Origin of the sequence: Burkholderia pyrrocinia, from assembly GCF_022809715.1 — a bacterium.
Classification (GTDB): domain Bacteria; phylum Pseudomonadota; class Gammaproteobacteria; order Burkholderiales; family Burkholderiaceae; genus Burkholderia; species Burkholderia pyrrocinia_C.
Genome location: NZ_CP094459.1, coordinates 2,084,443 through 2,102,903 on the forward strand (window position 1 = coordinate 2,084,443; position 18,461 = coordinate 2,102,903).

Annotated in this window: 15 protein-coding genes; 1 reads left to right on the forward strand and 14 read right to left on the reverse strand. The window is 66.2% G+C overall.

Going from position 1 to position 18,461, the window contains the following annotated elements; genetic code table 11:
* Window positions 1–30: 30 nt before the first annotated feature.
* Complete coding sequence (locus MRS60_RS09675; RefSeq protein WP_217589500.1) at window positions 31–2,355, forward strand: Tex family protein; 2,325 nt, start codon at window positions 31–33, stop codon at window positions 2,353–2,355.
* A gap of 266 nt (window positions 2,356–2,621) precedes the next feature.
* Here the strand turns inward: MRS60_RS09675 and MRS60_RS09680 are convergent, their stop codons facing one another.
* The 14 genes from MRS60_RS09680 to ispG all read right to left on the reverse strand — a co-directional run bounded on the left by MRS60_RS09680 (window position 2,622) and on the right by ispG (window position 18,423).
* A complete protein-coding gene (locus tag MRS60_RS09680) occupies window positions 2,622–4,538 on the reverse strand; it encodes a potassium transporter Kup (protein WP_034181293.1) in 1,917 nt (638 codons plus the stop codon).
* Between the two features lie 274 nt (window positions 4,539–4,812).
* Entirely contained in the window at window positions 4,813–5,409 is a 597-nt protein-coding gene (locus MRS60_RS09685) for a phosphoribosyltransferase (RefSeq protein WP_034181292.1), read from the reverse strand.
* Between the two features lie 6 nt (window positions 5,410–5,415).
* Window positions 5,416–6,762, reverse strand: a complete 1,347-nt coding sequence (locus MRS60_RS09690) for an adenylosuccinate synthase (RefSeq protein ID WP_034181291.1) — start codon at window positions 6,760–6,762, stop codon at window positions 5,416–5,418.
* Between the two features lie 113 nt (window positions 6,763–6,875).
* Entirely contained in the window at window positions 6,876–8,024 is a 1,149-nt protein-coding gene (locus tag MRS60_RS09695) for an ATP phosphoribosyltransferase regulatory subunit (RefSeq protein WP_034181290.1), read from the reverse strand.
* A 101-nt stretch (window positions 8,025–8,125) separates the two neighbouring features.
* The gene (locus MRS60_RS09700; protein ID WP_006478685.1) at window positions 8,126–8,317 is read right to left on the reverse strand and encodes a DUF2065 domain-containing protein; all 192 of its coding nucleotides are present in this window, start codon (window positions 8,315–8,317) and stop codon (window positions 8,126–8,128) included.
* A gap of 36 nt (window positions 8,318–8,353) precedes the next feature.
* The gene (hflC, locus tag MRS60_RS09705; protein ID WP_034181289.1) at window positions 8,354–9,253 is read right to left on the reverse strand and encodes a protease modulator HflC; all 900 of its coding nucleotides are present in this window, start codon (window positions 9,251–9,253) and stop codon (window positions 8,354–8,356) included.
* Between the two features lie 14 nt (window positions 9,254–9,267).
* Window positions 9,268–10,611, reverse strand: a complete 1,344-nt coding sequence (gene hflK / locus MRS60_RS09710) for an FtsH protease activity modulator HflK (protein WP_034181288.1) — start codon at window positions 10,609–10,611, stop codon at window positions 9,268–9,270.
* Window positions 10,612–10,658: 47 nt separating this feature from the next.
* Window positions 10,659–11,834 (reverse strand): GTPase HflX, encoded by a 1,176-nt coding sequence (gene hflX / locus MRS60_RS09715; protein ID WP_175750325.1) that lies wholly within the window; start codon window positions 11,832–11,834, stop codon window positions 10,659–10,661.
* Between the two features lie 72 nt (window positions 11,835–11,906).
* Window positions 11,907–12,146 (reverse strand): RNA chaperone Hfq, encoded by a 240-nt coding sequence (hfq, locus tag MRS60_RS09720; protein WP_006399927.1) that lies wholly within the window; start codon window positions 12,144–12,146, stop codon window positions 11,907–11,909.
* A 155-nt stretch (window positions 12,147–12,301) separates the two neighbouring features.
* Window positions 12,302–13,639 carry a ribosome biogenesis GTPase Der gene (der, locus tag MRS60_RS09725; RefSeq protein ID WP_051983718.1) on the reverse strand — a complete coding sequence of 446 codons (1,338 nt, stop codon included), beginning with the start codon at window positions 13,637–13,639 and terminating at the stop codon, window positions 12,302–12,304.
* A gap of 247 nt (window positions 13,640–13,886) precedes the next feature.
* On the reverse strand, window positions 13,887–15,032 hold the full coding sequence (gene bamB / locus MRS60_RS09730; protein ID WP_034181285.1) for an outer membrane protein assembly factor BamB: 1,146 nt from the start codon (window positions 15,030–15,032) through the stop codon (window positions 13,887–13,889).
* Window positions 15,033–15,073: 41 nt separating this feature from the next.
* On the reverse strand, window positions 15,074–15,703 hold the full coding sequence (locus tag MRS60_RS09735) for a tetratricopeptide repeat protein (protein ID WP_034181284.1): 630 nt from the start codon (window positions 15,701–15,703) through the stop codon (window positions 15,074–15,076).
* Window positions 15,704–15,758: 55 nt separating this feature from the next.
* On the reverse strand, window positions 15,759–17,099 hold the full coding sequence (gene hisS / locus MRS60_RS09740; RefSeq protein ID WP_034181283.1) for a histidine--tRNA ligase: 1,341 nt from the start codon (window positions 17,097–17,099) through the stop codon (window positions 15,759–15,761).
* Window positions 17,100–17,115: 16 nt separating this feature from the next.
* Window positions 17,116–18,423, reverse strand: coding sequence for a flavodoxin-dependent (E)-4-hydroxy-3-methylbut-2-enyl-diphosphate synthase (gene ispG, locus MRS60_RS09745; RefSeq protein WP_034181398.1), 1,308 nt, complete (start codon window positions 18,421–18,423; stop codon window positions 17,116–17,118).
* Window positions 18,424–18,461 lie beyond the last annotated feature (38 nt).

Below are 18,461 nucleotides of genomic sequence, written 5' to 3' on the forward strand. Positions count from 1 at the left end.
CGCGATTTCAGCAGGCAGATCATCCACGACATGACGGAAACCGTAGCACTCAAGATCGTACAGCGCATCGCCACCGAACTGTCCGTCCAGCCGCGCCAGGTCGCGGCGGCCGTGCAACTCCTCGACGAAGGCTCGACCGTTCCGTTCATTGCCCGGTACCGCAAGGAAGTGACCGGCAACCTGGACGACACGCAGCTGCGCCAGCTCGAGGAACGCCTCCTGTATCTGCGCGAACTCGAGGATCGCCGCGCGGCGATCCTGTCGAGCATCGACGAACAGGGCAAGCTGACCGACGAACTGCGTGCCGCGATCGACGCGGCCGACAGCAAGCAGGTGCTCGAAGACCTCTATCTGCCGTACAAGCCGAAGCGCCGTACGCGCGCGCAGATCGCCCGCGAAGCCGGCCTCGAGCCGCTCGCGCAGGCGCTGCTCGCGAACCCGCTGCTCGACCCGCAGGCCGAGGCGGCCGCGTATGTCGACGCCGACAAGGGCGTCGCCGACGTGAAGGCCGCGCTCGACGGCGCACGCGACATCCTGTCCGAACAGTTCGGCGAGACGGCTGAGCTGCTCGGCAAGCTGCGCGACTACCTGCACAACCAGGGCGTCGTGTCGTCGGCTGTCGTCGAGGGCAAGGAAAACGAGGAAGGCGAGAAATTCCGCGACTATTACGACTACGCGGAAACGATCAAGACCGTGCCGTCGCACCGCGCACTCGCACTGTTCCGCGGCCGCAACGCGGGCGTGCTGACGGTCAAGCTCGGCCTCGGCGAAGAGCTCGACGCGCAGGTGCCGCATCCCGGCGAGGCGATGATCGCGCGCCATTTCGGTATCGCGAACCAGAACCGCCCGGCCGACAAATGGCTGTCCGACGTATGCCGCTGGTGCTGGCGCGTGAAGGTGCAGCCGCATATCGAGAACGAACTGCTCACGCAACTGCGCGAAACCGCCGAAACCGAAGCGATCCGCGTGTTCGCGCGCAACCTGAACGACCTGCTGCTCGCGGCACCGGCCGGCCCGAAGGCCGTGATCGGTCTCGACCCCGGCCTGCGCACCGGCGTGAAGGTCGCGGTCGTCGACCGCACCGGCAAGGTACTCGCGACCGACACGATCTACCCGCACGAGCCGCGCCGCGACTGGGACGGCTCGATCGCGAAACTCGCGCGCATCGCCGCGCAGACGCAGGCCGAACTGATCAGCATCGGCAACGGCACCGCGTCGCGCGAAACCGACAAGCTCGCGAGCGAACTGATCGCGAAACACCCCGAGCTGCGCCTGCAGAAGATCGTCGTGTCGGAAGCCGGCGCGTCGGTCTACTCGGCGTCCGAGCTCGCGGCGAAGGAATTCCCGGAGCTCGACGTGTCGCTGCGCGGCGCCGTGTCGATCGCGCGCCGCCTGCAGGACCCGCTCGCCGAGCTCGTGAAGATCGAGCCGAAGGCGATCGGCGTCGGCCAGTACCAGCACGACGTGAACCAGCGCGAACTCGCCCGCTCGCTCGACGCGGTCGTCGAGGATTGCGTGAACGCGGTCGGCGTCGACGCGAACACGGCATCCGCCCCGCTGCTCGCACGCGTGTCGGGCCTGAACGCGACGCTCGCGCGCAACATCGTCGACTACCGCGATGCGAACGGCCCGTTCCCGTCGCGCGAGCACCTGCGCAAGGTGCCGCGCCTCGGCGACAAGACGTTCGAGCAGGCCGCCGGCTTCCTGCGCATCAACGGCGGCGAAAATCCGCTCGACCGCTCGTCGGTGCACCCGGAAGCCTATCCTGTCGTCGAGCGGATGCTCGCGAAGATCAGCAAGCGCATCGACGACGTGCTCGGCAACCGCGAGGCGCTGTCGGGCCTGTCCCCCGCGGAATTTGTCGACGAACGTTTCGGCCTGCCGACCGTGCGCGACATCCTGTCCGAACTGGAGAAGCCGGGCCGCGATCCGCGCCCGGAATTCAAGACGGCGACGTTCCGCGAAGGCGTCGAGAAGGTTTCGGATCTCGTGCCGGGCATGACGCTCGAAGGGGTCGTGACGAACGTCGCCGCGTTCGGCGCGTTCGTGGATATCGGCGTCCATCAGGACGGCCTCGTCCACGTGTCCGCGATGTCGACGAAGTTCATCAAGGACCCGCACGAAGTCGTGAAGGCCGGCCAGGTCGTCAAGGTGAAGGTGATCGACGTCGACGTGAAGCGCCAGCGCATTGCGCTGACGATGCGCCTCGACGACGATGCGGCAGCACCCGGCATGTCGTCGCGCGGCGGCCAGGATCGCGGCAACGCGGGGCGCGGTGCCGCACGCCCGCCGCGTTCGCGCGAGCCGGAACCGGCCGGCGCGATGGCCGCGGCATTCGCGAAGCTGAAGCGCTGAGCACGCGAAAGCCGTCGACGCACGCAAAGCCCGCCGCAAGGCGGGCTTTTTTATTGCTGCCGCGAACGCACACGACTCGACGCTCGCTGGCGCCTGCGCGCACGCAGTCGGCTATCTGATTGGATGGTTTGGCTTGTGCGGAACACGCAGCGCGAGGCGGCTGCGTTTGCTTTGCGTTTGCAGCCGGCGCGATGCGAACGATCGCGGCAGGCCTCGGCGGTCGACAGACGCGGCGCGCGGCCAGGAAGCCCGCGCGCCGCGCCCGCTCAGATCTCGATCTTCGTGCCGAGCTCGACGACGCGATTCGCCGGAATCGAGAAGAAGTCGGTCGGCTTCGCGGCGTTCTGATGCATCCACGCGAACACGCGCTCGCGCCAGATCGACATACCGGGCAGATGCGTCGGCACGACCGTTTCGCGCGCGAGGAAGAACGACGTATCCATCAGCTCGAACGTCATGTCGTGCGCGCGGCCGAATTCCTCGAGCACGGCCTTCACGTCCGGCGTCTCGTTGAAACCGTACTCGGCCTTGACGATGTACAGCCCGCCGCCCGCATCGCGCGAGCTCAGGCGCTTGTCGTCGCGCACGTAAGGAAAATCGCGCGTGACGAACGTCAGGAAAATGGTGCGCTCGTGCAGCACCTTGTTGTGCTTCAGGTTGTGCAGCAGGCTGACTGGCACGAGCTTGTCGTTGCCGGTCAGGTAGATCGCGGTGCCCGACACGCGATGCGGCGGATGCGCGAGCAGCCCCTGCAGGAACGGCTCGAGCGGAATGCCGTCGGCCGCCGTGCGCTCCTTGACGATGTGGCGCCCCTTGTACCAGGTCATCAGCAGGAAGAACAGCAACGCGCCGATGCCGAGCGGCAGCCAGCCGCCCTGCGCGACCTTCAGCAGGTTCGCGCCGAAAAAGCCGAGGTCGATCGCGAGGAACACCGCGATGATCGCGCCGACCAGCAACCGGTTCCAGTTCCACACCTTCACCATCACGACGCATGCGAGCACGGTCGTGATCACCATCGTCGCCGTCACCGCAATGCCGTACGCGGCCGCGAGGTTGTCGGAGCTCTTGAAGCCGACCACGATGCAGAGGATCACGAACAGCAACAGCCAGTTCACGACCGGCACGTAGATCTGGCCGATCGCGAGTTCCGACGTATGCAGCACCTTCATGCGCGGCACGTAGCCGAGCTGGATCGCCTGCGACGTCAGCGAATACGCACCCGAGATCACGGCCTGCGACGCGATCACGGTCGCAACCGTCGACAGCACGACGAGCGGCAGCAGCCCCCATTCGGGCGCCAGCAGGAAGAACGGGTTCTCGATCGCCTTCGGGTTCTGGATCAGCAGCGCGCCCTGGCCGAAGTAGTTCAGCACGAGCGACGGCATCACGAGCCCGTATGCAGCGAGGCGAATCGGCTTCGCGCCGAAGTGACCCATGTCCGCGTAGAGCGCTTCCGCACCGGTCAGCACCAGCACGACCGAGCCGAGCACGACGTAGGCCTGCAGCAGGTGATCGGCCATGAACGACGCTGCGTAGTACGGATTGATTGCCGCGATGATGCCCGGCACGCGCACGATGTGGTACACGCCGAGCGCCGCGATCACGACGAACCACAGCACCATGATCGGGCCGAACAGCTTGCCGACCAACGCGGTGCCGTGGCGCTGGATCCAGAACAGCGCGATCAGGATCACGATCGTGATCGGCAGCACGAGGTGCGACAGGTGCGGCGTCGCGATTTCGAGACCTTCGACGGCCGACATCACCGAGATCGCCGGCGTGATCACCGCGTCCCCGTAGAACATGCATGCGCCGAATATCCCGAGCGCCATCAGCGCACCCGCGACGCGGGTTTTCGAGTCGAGCGGCCGCAGCGACAGCGCCATCAGCGCGAGCACGCCGCCTTCGCCGTTGTTGTCTGCCCGCATCACGAACAGCAGGTACTTGACGCCGACCACCAGGATGATCGCCCAGAACAGCAGCGAGATCACACCGAGAATCGAGCTTTCGGTCAGCGGAATGCCGTGCGCGGGGCTGAACGCCTCCTTGAGCGAATACAGCGGGCTGGTGCCGATGTCGCCGAACACGACGCCGATGGCTGCTATCGCTAGCGCCCGCATCGAGTGTTGTTGCGTCGAGTGCGGCGCGTGTGCTGCGTCGGTCGCGTGGATCGTGTCGTTCATATGAAGCGTAATAATCGGGTCCGGGTCGGACAAAACGAGCGCTATTCTACTCGCGCCCCCGTGAAACGCCGCCCTGCTCTGTTGCCGTGAAACCACGTGATCCACGCTGCGCATGCAATCCGGCGCGAGCTGTGGCAGGGCTGCCATCATAGCCGGGGCGGCGCCGTCTGCCTACCGGATACGCAGCGCACACCGCGCCGCACAAACGGTGCCGCAACGAAAAACGGCGCCGCAAGCGGCGCCGTACAAGGCTTTCCTTCGATCGGCCGGCCGCTTACGCGCCCGAACCGTCGCGCTGCGCGCGACCGCGCTTGATCCATGCCTCGAGGTTGTGCGGGCGAACCGTGTCCCACTCTTCGAACGGCTGATGAATCCACGGATTCGTCGGCAGATATTGCGTGTGATAGTCGGGCTTGACCTTCGAGCAACCCTTGTACCAGAGCACGGCCGAACGCACGGCCGTCACGGCCGGATAACGCTCCTTCAGGTGCTCCTGCACACGCGCGAGCGTGACGCCCGAATCGACGAGATCGTCGACCAGCAGCACGTTGCCCGCGAGGTTGCCGCGCGTCATCGTGATGTACTGCGCGATGTCGAGGTCGCCCTGCTCGGTGCCGGCCGCTTCCCGGTACGAACTCGTCGCGAGGATCGCGAGCGGCACGTCGTAGATGCGCGACAGTTGATCGCCGACGCGCAGGCCGCCGCGCGCGAGACACAGGATCTGGTCGAACTTCCAGCCCGATGCATGCACCTCGAGCGCGAGCAGCTCGATCAGACGATGATATTCGTCCCAGCCTACCCACAGGTTCTTGTCATCGTTGCGCGGATCGGTCATCAAGTCTGCCGCCGTCATCGTGATTTGCTGCGTCATCTGGGGTTACACCTTGAACGGATGGCGGAGCAGGATCGTTTCGTCGCGGTCCGGGCCCGTCGACACCATGTCGACCGGCACGCCAGCTACTTCCTGGACGCGGCTCAGGTAGGCCTGCGCGTTCGCCGGCAGTGCTTCCCACGTCTTGATGCCGACCGTGCTTTCCTTCCAGCCGGAGAACGTTTCGTACACGGGCTCGCAACGGGCCACATCGGCCGCACCGCGCGGCAGGATGTCCACATCCTTGCCGTCGATCTTGTAGCCGACGCACAGCTTGACTTCGTCGAGGCCGTCGAGCACGTCGAGCTTCGTCATGCACAGGCCCGACACGCCGTTGATCTGGATCGAGCGGCGCAGCGCGGCCGCATCGAGCCAGCCCGTGCGGCGCGGACGGCCGGTGACGGAACCGAATTCCTTGCCGACGTTCGCGAGCGTGACGCCGACCTGGTCCTGACGCTGCGGGTTGTCCGCATCGTACAGTTCGCTCGGGAACGGGCCCGAACCGACGCGCGTGCAATACGCCTTCGTGATGCCGAGGATGTAGTTGAGCTTCTGCGGACCGACGCCCGCGCCGGCCGACGCCGCACCCGCGACGCAGTTGCTCGACGTGACGAACGGATAGGTGCCGTGATCGATGTCGAGCAGCGTGCCTTGCGCGCCTTCGAACAGCAGGTTCTGGCCCGCGTTGTTCGCGTCGTACAGGCGGCGCGACACGTCGGCCACCATCGGCTTCAGGCGGTCGGCATAGCCGAGCATCGTGTCGAGCGTGGCCTGGAAGTCGACGGCCGCGCCACCCAGGTACTGGGTCAGCACGAAGTTGTGGAAATCGAGGTTTTCGCGCAGGCGGTCGGCGAAGGTCTTCGCATCGAACAGGTCCTGCACGCGCAGCGCGCGGCGGCCGACCTTGTCTTCGTACGCGGGGCCGATGCCGCGGCCCGTCGTGCCGATCTTGCCCGCGCCCTTGCGCGCTTCGCGCGCCTGGTCGATCGCGATGTGGTACGGCAGGATCAGCGTCGCGGCTTCGGAAATGAACAGACGGTCGCGCACGTTCACGCCGGCTTCTTCGAGCTCGCCGATTTCCTTGAACAGTGCTTCGGGGGACAGGACGACGCCGTTGCCGATGTAGCAGGCGACGCCTTCACGCATGATGCCCGACGGAATGAGGCGCAAGATCGTTTTCTTGCCGCCGATGATGAGGGTGTGGCCGGCGTTGTGACCGCCCTGGAAACGCACGACGCCCTGAGCGTGGTCCGTCAGCCAGTCGACGATCTTGCCCTTGCCTTCATCACCCCATTGAGTTCCCACAACGACGACATTGCGCCCGGGAGTCACGTTCACTGCGCTGGCAGACATGTTGATTCGTTAGCTGGTTAAAAACGTATTCTACCTATGTTCGCGGGCGTTTCCGAATTTTTCCGTTTCGCTTCAACGATATGCACGCCGAAGCACGGCCCGCGAACGCCTGTTTATCGGGGTTCGACCACCCATGCGCCGTTGCGCTCGACGAGCGAACGGTCGCATGCGAACTCGTCGAGCACGTGGTCGTGGCCCGGCAGTGCCTGGATCACGACCTCGCCCGCATCGCGCAGCGCCGCGACGGCCGCGCCCAGCGCGTCGTCCTGCGCCCACGGCGCGAGAATCGCGGTGCCGCGCGCCTCGACCGGCGAAATCCGCGCGAGCTCGCGCAGGTCGAGCGAGAAGCCCGTGGCCGGACGGGCACGGCCATATGCCTGACCCACGTGGTCGTAGCGGCCGCCGCGTGCGATCGCGTTCGGCACGCCGTCGATGTACGCGCTGAACATCGCGCCGCTGTGGTACGCGTAGCCGCGCAGGTCGGCGAGATCGATCGCCACTTCGGCGCCCTTCGCCTGCGCGGCGAGCTGCGCCAGATCGTCGAGCGCCCGCGTGATTTCGGGCAGCACCGGCAGCCGTGCACGCGCCTCGGCGAGCACGCTCGCGTCGCCGTAAAGGCTCGGCAGCGCGCGCAGCGCTGCGCGCGTATCGGCACCGAGATCGTCGGTGAGTTCGTTCAGCAGCGGCACGTCCTTGCCCGACAGCGCGTCGTACAGCGACTCGCCGCGCTCGGCGGCCTGTGCATCGCGCGCCAGCAGCGCCGCGAGCACGCCCGCATGGCCGAGGTCGAGACGGATGCGCGACAGGCCCGCGAGATGCAGTGCGTCGAGCATCAGTTGCTGGATCTCGAGATCGGCTTCCAGCCCGGCGTGCCCGTAGATTTCGGCACCGATCTGGATCTGCTCGCGCGTCGCGTGCAGGCCGCGCGGACGCGTATGCATCACGTGGCCCGCATAGCAGAGGCGCGTCACGCCCTGACGGTTCAACAGGTGCGCGTCGATCCGCGCGACCTGCGGCGTGATGTCTGCGCGCAGGCCGAGCGTGCGACCCGACAGCTGGTCGACCAGCTTGAAGGTGCGCAGGCGCAGATCGGCGCCGCCGCTCGTCAGCAGCGACTCGAGATACTCGAGCAGCGGCGGCATCACCATTTCGTAGCCGTACGAACGGAAACGGTCGAGCAGCCTGCGGCGCAGCTCCTCGATCTTGCGCGCTTCCGACGGCAGTACGTCGGCGATATTCTCGGGAAGTAACCAGGTCGACATCGGTACGGTCCTACGACGGGAAACAGCGCGCGACACGCGCGCCGCAATATGAATCGAAAATTCGGAATCGGGCGGGACGAACGGCGGATGCGCCGTCCGGATCAAGTGGCGAGCAGCAGCAGTACGAGCCCGAGCACCATCACGATCAGCCCGCCGATCCGGATATGATGCGGCGGCCGCTCAGCTATTCTACGAAACGTGTCGCGCCAGGCGACGGGAAACACGAAGGGAAACGCTCCCTCGATGATCAGCATCAGCGCTACTGCGAGCAACAACGAGCCAGCCAGGTCCATGCGAGCGACGGCGCCGCTCGACGCGGCGCCCCAAGGTCAGTGTTTGCGGGGAGCAGGCGCCGACGGTGCGGCACCGCCCGTCGGGCTGCGCATGAAGCGGAAGAACTCGCTGTCGGGATCGACGACGATGATGTCGTTGCGCTTGAACGTCTTCCGGTAGGCCTGCAGGCTCGCGTAGAACTGATAGAACTGCGGATCGCGGCCGAACGCGTCGGCGGCAATCGTCGCGGCCTTCGCGTCGCCCTCGCCCTTGATCGTCTGCGCGGATTTGTACGCGTTCGCGAGCACGGCCTGCTGTTCGCGTTCGGCGTCGGCCTTGATCTGCTCGACGTCGGACGCGCCTTCCGCACGCACCTGTGCCGCCTGATCGCGCAGCGCGCCGATCATCCGCTGATAGACGGCATCCGTCTGCGCAGCCGGCAAGTCGACGCGCGTCAACTGGACGTCGACCACGTCGACGCCGAAACCGGACGCTTTCGCCTTCGCCGCGTCGCGGGCCGCGTCGGCGATCGCGCGCTGGCCGCCGAGGGCATCGTCGAGCGCACGCTTGCCGAACGCGTCGCCGAGCGCGCTCTTCAGCACACCGGCCAGGCGTTCGGTAGCCGCCGCCGGATCGCCGCCCGTCGCCGTGAAATATTTCAGCGGATCGCTGATCCGGTACTTCACCGCATACGCGACGAGCAGGTCGTGCTTGTCTTCCGTTGCCAGTTGCAGCGGATCGGACGACTCGAGCGATTGCAGGCGCGTGTCGATCAGCGTGGCCGTCTGCAGTGGCGGCGGCAGCTTGAAATGGATACCGGGGCCGGCGAGTTCGGGCTGCGCGCCGTCGCGGCCCGACAGCACGGCCGTATGGCGCGGATCGACGGTCAGGACCGTCGAGGAGGCCGCGAAGGCAACGATCACGATTGCGACGACGAGCGCAATGATTCGGTTCATGTTCTGCGCTCCCGTTACTTCAGATCGTCTTCACGCGACCGGCTGCGGAACGCTTCGCGCGATGATCGCAGCACGTCGGTGCCCGACGCCGCGGCGGCCGGTGCCGCGCTCGCGGGTACGGCTGCCGACGGCGCGACAGCCGCCGGTGCGGACGCCGCATCGGGCGCGGTTGCGCCGGTGGACGTCGCGGCGTTTTGCCGCCCCTGCTCGACGAGCTTGTCGAGCGGCAGATACACGACGCTGTTGCCGCCCTTGTTGCCGACGAACACCTTCGTCGCGTTCGAATAGATTTCCTGCATCGTATCGAGGTACATCCGCTCGCGGATCACCGCCGGCGCCTTCGAGTACTGCGCGTAGACCTGCTTGAACCGATCGGCATCGCCTTCGGCTTCCGTGACCACGCGATCGGAATACGCCTTCGCTTCGTCGACGAGCTTCGCGGCATCGCCCTGCGCCTTCGGCAGCAGGTCGTTTGCGTATGCCTGCGCGGCGCGCTTCGCGGCCTCGCGCTCGTCGCGCGCCTTCGCGACTTCACCGTAGGCGGCCTGCGTCTGCTCCGGCGCCGCGACGCTCTGCATCGTGACGGCCGTCACCTCGAGCCCCGACTGGTAGCGGTCGAGATCGCGCTGAATCGCGGCGGAAAGCTGCCCGCGCAGCGCGTCGCGATCCTGGTTCAGCACGTCGGCCGCGCTGCGCGTACCGACGATCGCACGCACCGCGGCCTGCGCGGCCTGCGACACGCTGCGCTCGGGATCGACGCTGCGGAACAGGTAATCGGTTGCCGAACGAATCCGGTACTGGACGATGAAGCGCACGTCGACGATGTCGGCATCGCGCGTCAGCATTGCCGCTTCCTTCACGTTCGCGAGACGCACGACGTTGTTGCGGCCGATCTCGATCGATCGGACCTGCGACGTATCGACGATCTCGTGCGACGCGAACGGATACGGCGCGCGCCAGTGCACGCCCTGGCCGACCGTGCCCGACAGCTTGCCGAGCTGCAGTACGACGCCCGTCTGGCCGTCCTGCACGACGAACAGCCCGCTGCCCGCGTAGACCGCGACCAGCACGCCGATCACGATGCCGACGCCGACCCGCGCAGCCCGTCCGTTGTCGGGACGGAAGCCGTTGCCGCCTTTGCCTCCGAAGAGGCCGCTCAGGCGGCGGTTGAAGTTGCGCCACATCTCGTCGAGATCGGGCGGACCTTCGCCGTCGCCGCCTTGCGGACGCTTCGATTCGTTCGCACGGGGACGGGATCCGTCTTTGCCATTGCCTTCGCCGCGTCCCCAGCGGGGATCGTTGATCGACAGCAAGGCGCGCATCCGCCGCCAGGTACTCCGCTCGTTGTATTCGTTCACCAGAGTTTGTTCACCAGATTAGACGCCGGCGAACCGGCCGGGACCGGTTAGCGCCCGTGTTCGGAAATCGTGCGGTCTTCGTGTGATTCAGCGGACGCGCCGTCGAGTGCGCCGTTGGGTAACATCGCGCTGGGAAGGTGTTCCGCGGAGGCAATCTCTGCGATGGCGGCACGCAACGCGTCAAGACCCTGACCGGTGCGTGCGCTCAAAAAGACGCGCGAAATATTACCATACTCGTCCCGCTCGACCGCGTCGCCGCGGGCCGCCAGCTCGGGCACGGCGTCGATCTTGTTGAACACCAGCACCTGCCGGATCGTGTCCGCGCCGATCTCGTGCAGCACGCCGTTAACCTGCTCGATCTGCTCGAGCCTGACCGCACTCGATGCATCGACCACGTGCAGCAGCAGATCCGCGTGGATCGTTTCCTCGAGGGTCGCGCGAAACGCCGCGACGAGCTGGTGAGGCAGCTCGCGGATGAACCCGACCGTATCCGACACGACGATCTGGCCGACCTCGTCGCCGAGGTACACGCGCCGCGACGTCGTATCGAGCGTGGCGAACAGCTGGTCGGCCGCGTAGGCCTGCGCTTTCGTCAGCGCATTGAACAGCGTCGACTTGCCCGCGTTCGTATAGCCGACCAGCGACACCGACATCGTGCCGCTGCGCGCGCGCTGCCGGCGTTGCGTGCTGTGTTGCCGGCGCAGCCGGTCGAGCCGCGACTTCAGCATCTTGATGCGCTCGCCGATCAGCCGGCGGTCGGTTTCGAGCTGGGTTTCGCCGGGGCCGCGCAGGCCGATACCACCCTTTTGCCGTTCGAGGTGGGTCCAGGCGCGAATCAGCCGCGTCGACAGGTATTGAAGCTGCGCGAGCTCGACCTGCAGCTTGCCTTCATGGCTGCGGGCGCGCTGCGCGAAGATATCGAGGATGAGGCTCGTGCGATCGACGACCCGCCTGTTAAGTGCCCGCTCCAGATTACGTTGCTGGGCCGGCGCCAGTGCGTGGTTGAAGATGACGATTTCGACGTTGTGCGTGTCGCAGGCAAGCCGCAGTTCTTCGGCTTTGCCGCTGCCGATGAACATCGCGGCATCGGGACTGGCGCGACGACCTGTGAGGGTGACGGCGGGACGGGCCCCCGCGCTGGAGGCGAGAAGACTGAGTTCTTCGAGACTGGCTTCGAAATCGGTCTTGCCGAAATCGATGCCGACGAGCGCTGCGTTGATCAAATTATCGGGTGTCAAGATAAGGCGGCTGGCATCGGTCGCTCGCGGCGACCGGATGCCGGCCGCTGCGATAGGTTAGGACGAAGCTTCCGCGTCCGGGTGGAAATTCACCGGGCGCGCCGGCACGACCGTCGAGATGGCGTGCTTGTAGACCATCTGGGTCACCGTATTACGGAGCAACACGACGTACTGGTCGAACGATTCAATGTTCCCTTGGAGCTTGATGCCGTTGACGAGGTAGATCGAAACGGGAACGTGCTCTTTGCGCAGTGCGTTCAAAAACGGGTCTTGTAACAATTGCCCTTTGTTGCTCATGGCGTACTCCATCTTTTTTTGCAGGTTGATCTGGATTGGCGGGGAAGAAAAAGAGATCCGGCGCCAATCGCTACACTATAGCCGATTTTGCCTGCCCCGCCCGTGGCATAGGCCTTGCGGCCTATCCCTTGCGGGACGCGTGTAACAGGCGTGCTTCAGCCCTTGTCCGCGTACGGATTGTTCGACGAACGGAACTCTATGCGCAATGGAGTCCCGGTCAGCGAGAAAGTTTCGCGGAACCGGTTTTCCAGGTAGCGCTTGTACGTTTCCGTCACGGCGTCGAGCGCGTTGCCGTGGATCACGATGATCGGCGGATTCTGGCCGCCCTGGTGCGCGTAGCGCAGCTTCGGACGCACCGGGCCGCGACGACGCGGCTGCTGGAACTCGACGGCCTCGATCAGCGCGCGCGTGAGCTTCGGCGTCGGCAGCTTCGCCATCGCCGCCGCGTACGCGTCGTCGACCGAGCGCATCAGCGTGCCGATGCCCGTCTTCTTCGCGGCCGAAATGAAGTGCGATTTCGCGAAGTCGAGGAATTTCAGCTTACGGGTCAAATCCGCTTTCGCGCGATCGCGTGCGTGCTCGTCGAGCCCGTCCCACTTGTTGACGCCGATCACGAGCGCGCGGCCCTGCTCGACGACGAAGCCGGCGATGTGCGCGTCCTGGTCGGAAATGTCCTGCTGCGCATCCAGCAGAAGAATGACGACATTAGCGTCGGAAATCGACTGCAGCGTCTTCACGACCGAGAACTTTTCGATCGCTTCGAACACCTTGCCGCGGCGCCGCAGGCCGGCCGTGTCGATCAGCGTGTATTTCTTGCCGTTGCGCTCGAAGTCGACGTAGATCGAATCGCGCGTGGTGCCCGGCATGTCGAACGCGATCACGCGGTCCTCGCCGATCAGCGCGTTCACGAGCGTCGACTTGCCGACGTTCGGCCGGCCGACGATCGCGATCTTGATGCCGCGCGACGGGTCGTTCTCGTCTTCCTCTTCGGGCTGGTCCCTGTATGCGACTTCCAGCGCCTCGTTGATCATGTCGGTCACGCCGTCGCCGTGCGCGGCCGAGATCGCGCGCGGGTCGCCGAGCCCGAGCTCGTAGAAGTCTGTCGCGACCGCCGTATACTTCATCCCCTCGGCCTTGTTGACGACGAGAAAGATCGGCCGGCCGGTCTTGCGCAGGTAGTCGGCGATCGACTTGTCCTGCGGCGCGAGCCCGTTGCGGCCGTCGACGATGAACACGACGACGTCGGCCTCTTCAACCGCCTGCCGCGTCTGGCGCGCCATCTCGTGCAGGATGCCGTCCTTCGCGACGGGTTCGAAGCCGCCCGTATCGACGACCAGGTACGGCCGCTCGCCGACGCGCCCTTCGCCGTAATGGCGATCGCGCGTCAGGCCCGGCAAGTCGGCAACCAGCGCATCGCGCGAGCGCGTGAGCCGGTTGAACAGCGTGGATTTCCCCACATTGGGGCGCCCAACGAGGGCAATGACCGGTTTCATCTATGTTTTCTACGGTGAAGCGCAGCAGCGGGAGGCCCGCTGCTGCGGGCGGCTGCGCTGAATGAAAATATCACGAATTCGCGCCGCGCCGGATGCGCGCGCCGGGCGCGCGTTGCGCGCCGTCGTCTTTCGTCTCGAACTGCCTGTCAAATACCGAGCGGCCGGGAACACCGGCCGCCTTCATGTCGCGCGGCCAGGGCGCGCGGGACAAGCCCGCCGCACCGCGACCGCGCATGTTTCGTGCGCGTCAGCGCGGACGGAATCCGTACAGGCCGCCGTCCTTCGTCTGCACGACGAGCGTATTGCCCGCGAGGACCGGTGCAGCCGTAATCGCGCTGCCGTCGGTCTTCATCCGCGCGATGAAGCTGCCGTCTTCGCGCGACAGGAAGTGCACGACGCCCTGGTAGTCGCCCATCACGAGCGCATGCCCGAGCAGGTACGGCACGCCGACGTCGCGGCTCTTCAGCTTGTCGTTGCGCCAGAGCTGGTTGCCCGACGCCGCGTCGTACGCCGTCACGACCGACCAGTCGTCGCCGCCGGCGACCACCGAATCGTCCTGTGCGAGGCCGCTGCGGCTCGAGAACGCCTTTTCCCACAGCGGGCGGCCCGAGTTTGCATCGAAGCAGCCGAGCTGACCCTGGAACGTCACCGCGCAGGCTTCGGCGCCCACGAGCGTCGGCGGACCGCTGACGTCGTTGATGCGCTCGACTTCGGTCACGCCCTTCGGAAACGACACGGGCGTCTGCCAGAACGGCTCGCCCGTCTGCAGGTTGATCGCGACGAGACCGCCGCCCGGGAAGCCCGCCAGCACCGCCGCGTCGCCCGCGAACGTCATGCCGGCCGACACGCGCAGGTTCAGCGGCACCGCGCGGTTGCGGTAGTTCCACTTCTGCTCGCCCGTCTGCGCGTTGAAGGCGATCACCTGCCCGTCGATCGTGCGGACGACCACGAGGCCGTTGCCGACGAGCGGCGGCGAGAAGATCTCGCCCTGCACGCTGGTCTTCCACAGTTGCTTGCCGTCCGGGCCCAGCACGAACACGCCGCCCTTCAGTGCGCCGACCGCGGTCAGGTTGCCGTCGCTGCCGACACCGGCCGACAGGTCCGAATCGACCTTCGAGCGCCAGACCGTCTGGCCCGTCTTCGCGTCGATCTTCTCGACCGAACCGTTTTCGCCCGCCGCATAGACGGCGTCGCCAACGGCCACCGGCGAGAACAGGTAGCGTCCGCCCTTGCCGACGCTCGCCTTCCAGACCTGTTGCACGTCCATCACGGGCTTGAACTCGGTGAGCGGCGTCGGCACGCGGCGCGCATCCTTCGACGACGAGCAGGCCGCCAATGCCAGGACAGCCGCCGCGCAGGCAACGGGCACAGCGTAACGTTTCAGCAAATTCATCGGTTAGCGAAGCAGAGTTAAGAGGTTGAGGGGACCGGTGTTCAGCCGCCGAGCGCGTCCAGCTTGAACTGCACGAGCTGGCGCGCGGACTGGTCGTCCTTCGACAGGCCGTCGAGCGCCAGCTTGTAAGCGGCGCGCGCATCGTCGGTCTTGCCTTGCGCGGCAAGCAGATCGCCGCGGCGATCGGCCACGAGGCCCTTGAATGCATCGAGCGGCGTACCCGACAGCAGCGCGAGGCCCGCGTCGTATGCCTTCTCGTCGAGCAGCAGCGATGCGAGACGCAGCTTCGCGATCTGCTTGTACTCGTCGTCCTTGGCGTGATCGACGGCCCATTGCAGCTGCGCCTTCGCGCCTGCGGAGTCGCCGGCCGCGTACAGCACCTTCGCGGCCGCGAGCGCCGTCATCTGCGCATACGGCGTACTGCCGAACTTGTCTTCCATGTCGGCGGCCGCGCGAGCCATCGTCGCCTTGTCGTTCGCGGCGGCGGCCTTCTGGACTTGCTCGTACAGCCCGGACGCCTCGGCAGCCTGACGGCGCTGCCAGTAGTTCCAGCCGTTGAAACCGGCCGCGACGACGAGCGCCGCGAGCACGATCCACGTGGTCAGGTTGCCCCAGCGGGCCCACCACGCCTTGACACTTTCAATCGATTCTTGTTCGTCGTGATAACTCATCGGCGAGCGATTCCTTCCTGTTCAGGCCTTTCTTGTCGAGCGATTGCCAGCGCGATCAGTCGTCGCCGTCTTCGGCGGATGCAACCATCGCATTGATTAGGAATTCGGTCAAGCTTTCGACCGGTACGGTCTGCTGAACGTTCTTTTCCCCGTCTTCGCCTGCACCGCGCAGTGCTTTCACGCCCACCGTGCCGTTCGCGACCTCTTCTTCGCCGAAGATCACCGCGAATGCCGCGCCGCTTGCATCGGCCCGCTTCATCTGCGACTTGAAGCTCGCCGGCGCGCCGTCGGCGCTGCAGTGGAAGATCACGTCGAGGCCCGTGTCGCGCAGGCGCTCCGCCGCGATGAACGCCTGTTCGCGGGCGGTCTCGCCCTGGTGCACGACGTACACGTCGACGCCTTCCTGCTCGGGCGCCAGATCCTCTTCCTTCAGCAGTTCGAGGATGCGCTCGATGCCCATCGCCCAGCCGCACGCGGCGGTCGGCTTGCCGCCGAGCTGCTCGATCAGCGGATCGTAGCGGCCGCCGGCCGCGACCGTGCCCTGCGCGCCGAGCTTGTCCGTCACCCACTCGAACACGGTCAGGTTGTAGTAGTCGAGGCCGCGCACGAGACGCGGGTTGATCTTGAACGGAATGTTGTTCGCGAGCAGCAGGCGCTGCAGCCCCTCGAAGTGCGCGCGCGATTCGTCGCCGAGGAAGTCGATCAGCTTCGGCGCATTCTGCGCGATCTCCTGCAGCGCGGGATTCTTCGTGTCGAGCACGCGCAGCGGGTTCGTATACAGGCGGCGCTGCGCTTCGGCGTCGAGCGCGTCGACGTGCTGCTCGAGATACTTGATCAGCTCGACGCGGTGCGCGGCGCGTTCTTCGGCGAGGCCGAGCGAGTTGATCTCGAGCTTGATGCCGGTCAGGCCGAGGTCGTCCCACAGGCGCTGGCACATCATGATGATCTCGGCATCCGCATCGGGCCCCGCGAAGCCGAGCGCCTCGACGCCGACCTGGTGGAACTGGCGGTAGCGGCCGCGCTGCGGACGCTCGTGGCGGAACATCGGGCCGATGTACCACAGGCGCTTCGGGCCGTCGTACAGCATGTTGTGCTCGATCGACGCGCGCACGACGGCCGCGGTGTTTTCCGGGCGCATCGTCAGGTTCTCGCCGTTCAGCGCGTCGGTGAAGCTGTACATCTCCTTCTCGACGATGTCGGTAACTTCGCCGATGCCGCGCGTGAAGAGCTGCGTGTGTTCGACGATCGGCGTGCGGATGTTCTGGTAGCCGTATGCGCGCAGCAGCGATTTCACGGTGGCTTCGAAGAATTCCCACAGGCCGGCATCCTGCGGAAGGATGTCGTTCATGCCCTTGACGCCGGTGAGCTTCTCGATCTTGCGTTTCTGTTCAGTCATCGTGTGTGTTGACGAATTAGTTCACTGCCGCGTCGGCGCGGCCATAGTTGCGTGCGACGTAGTCGCTGACGATCTGCTGGAATTCCTCGGCGATCCGCTCGCCGCGCAGCGTCTTGACCTTCTCGCCGTCGACGAAGACGGGCGCGGCCGGGTTTTCGCCCGAACCCGGCAGGCTGATGCCGATGTTCGCGTGCTTCGATTCGCCCGGGCCGTTGACGATGCAGCCCATCACCGCGACGTTCATCTTCTCGACGCCCGGGTACTCCTTGCGCCAGACCGGCATCTGCTCGCGCAGGTAGGTCTGGATCTGCATCGCGAGTTCCTGGAACAGCGTGCTCGTCGTACGGCCGCAGCCCGGGCACGCGATCACCATCGGCGCGAACGAGCGCAGGCCCATCGTCTGCAGGATTTCCTGGCCGACGATCACCTCGCCCGTGCGCGACGCGCCCGGTTCCGGCGTCAGCGAGATGCGGATCGTGTCGCCGATCCCTTCCTGCAGCAGCACGCCGAGCGCAGCCGTCGATGCGACGATGCCCTTCGAGCCCATGCCGGCCTCGGTCAGCCCGAGGTGCAACGCGAAGCCGCAGCGGCGGCCGAGTTCGCGGTACACGGCAATCAGGTCCTGCACGCCGCTGACCTTGCACGACAGCACGATGCGGTCGCGGCCGAGACCCAGCTCGACTGCACGCTCGGCCGAGCCGATCGCCGACTGGATCAGCGCCTCGTACATCACGCTTTGCGCGTCCCACGGCTGCGAGCGCGCGCCGTTCTCGTCCATCATGCGCGCGAGCAGGTCCTGGTCGAGACTGCCCCAGTTCACACCGATCCGCACCGGCTTGTCGTACTTGGCCGCGGCCTCGATCATCTGCGCGAACTGCGTATCGCGCTTCGCGCCCTGACCGACGTTGCCGGGGTTGATCCGGTACTTCGACAGCGACTCCGCGCAGCCCGGGTAGTCGCGCAGCAGCAAGTGGCCGTTGTAGTGGAAATCGCCGACGAGCGGTACGGTCACGCCCATCCGGTCGAGCTGCTCGCGGACCGCCGGCACGGCAGCCGCGGCCTCGGGCGTGTTGACCGTGATGCGCACCAGTTCCGAGCCCGCGTTCGCGAGCTCCTTGATCTGGATTGCCGTGCCGATCGCGTCGGCCGTGTCGGTATTCGTCATCGACTGCACGCGCACCGGCGCGTCGCCGCCGATCGTCACGAGCTGCCCGCCCCAGCGGACATCCACCGCATGCGACACGCGGCGGGGCTGATGCCCGCCGAACACCGGCTCGGTTGAACAAATCTGACTGCTGCGTGGGGATTGAGCTTCGGATTGCATCGATAGATCCATTTACGCGGAATGCGCCGCAACGCGGC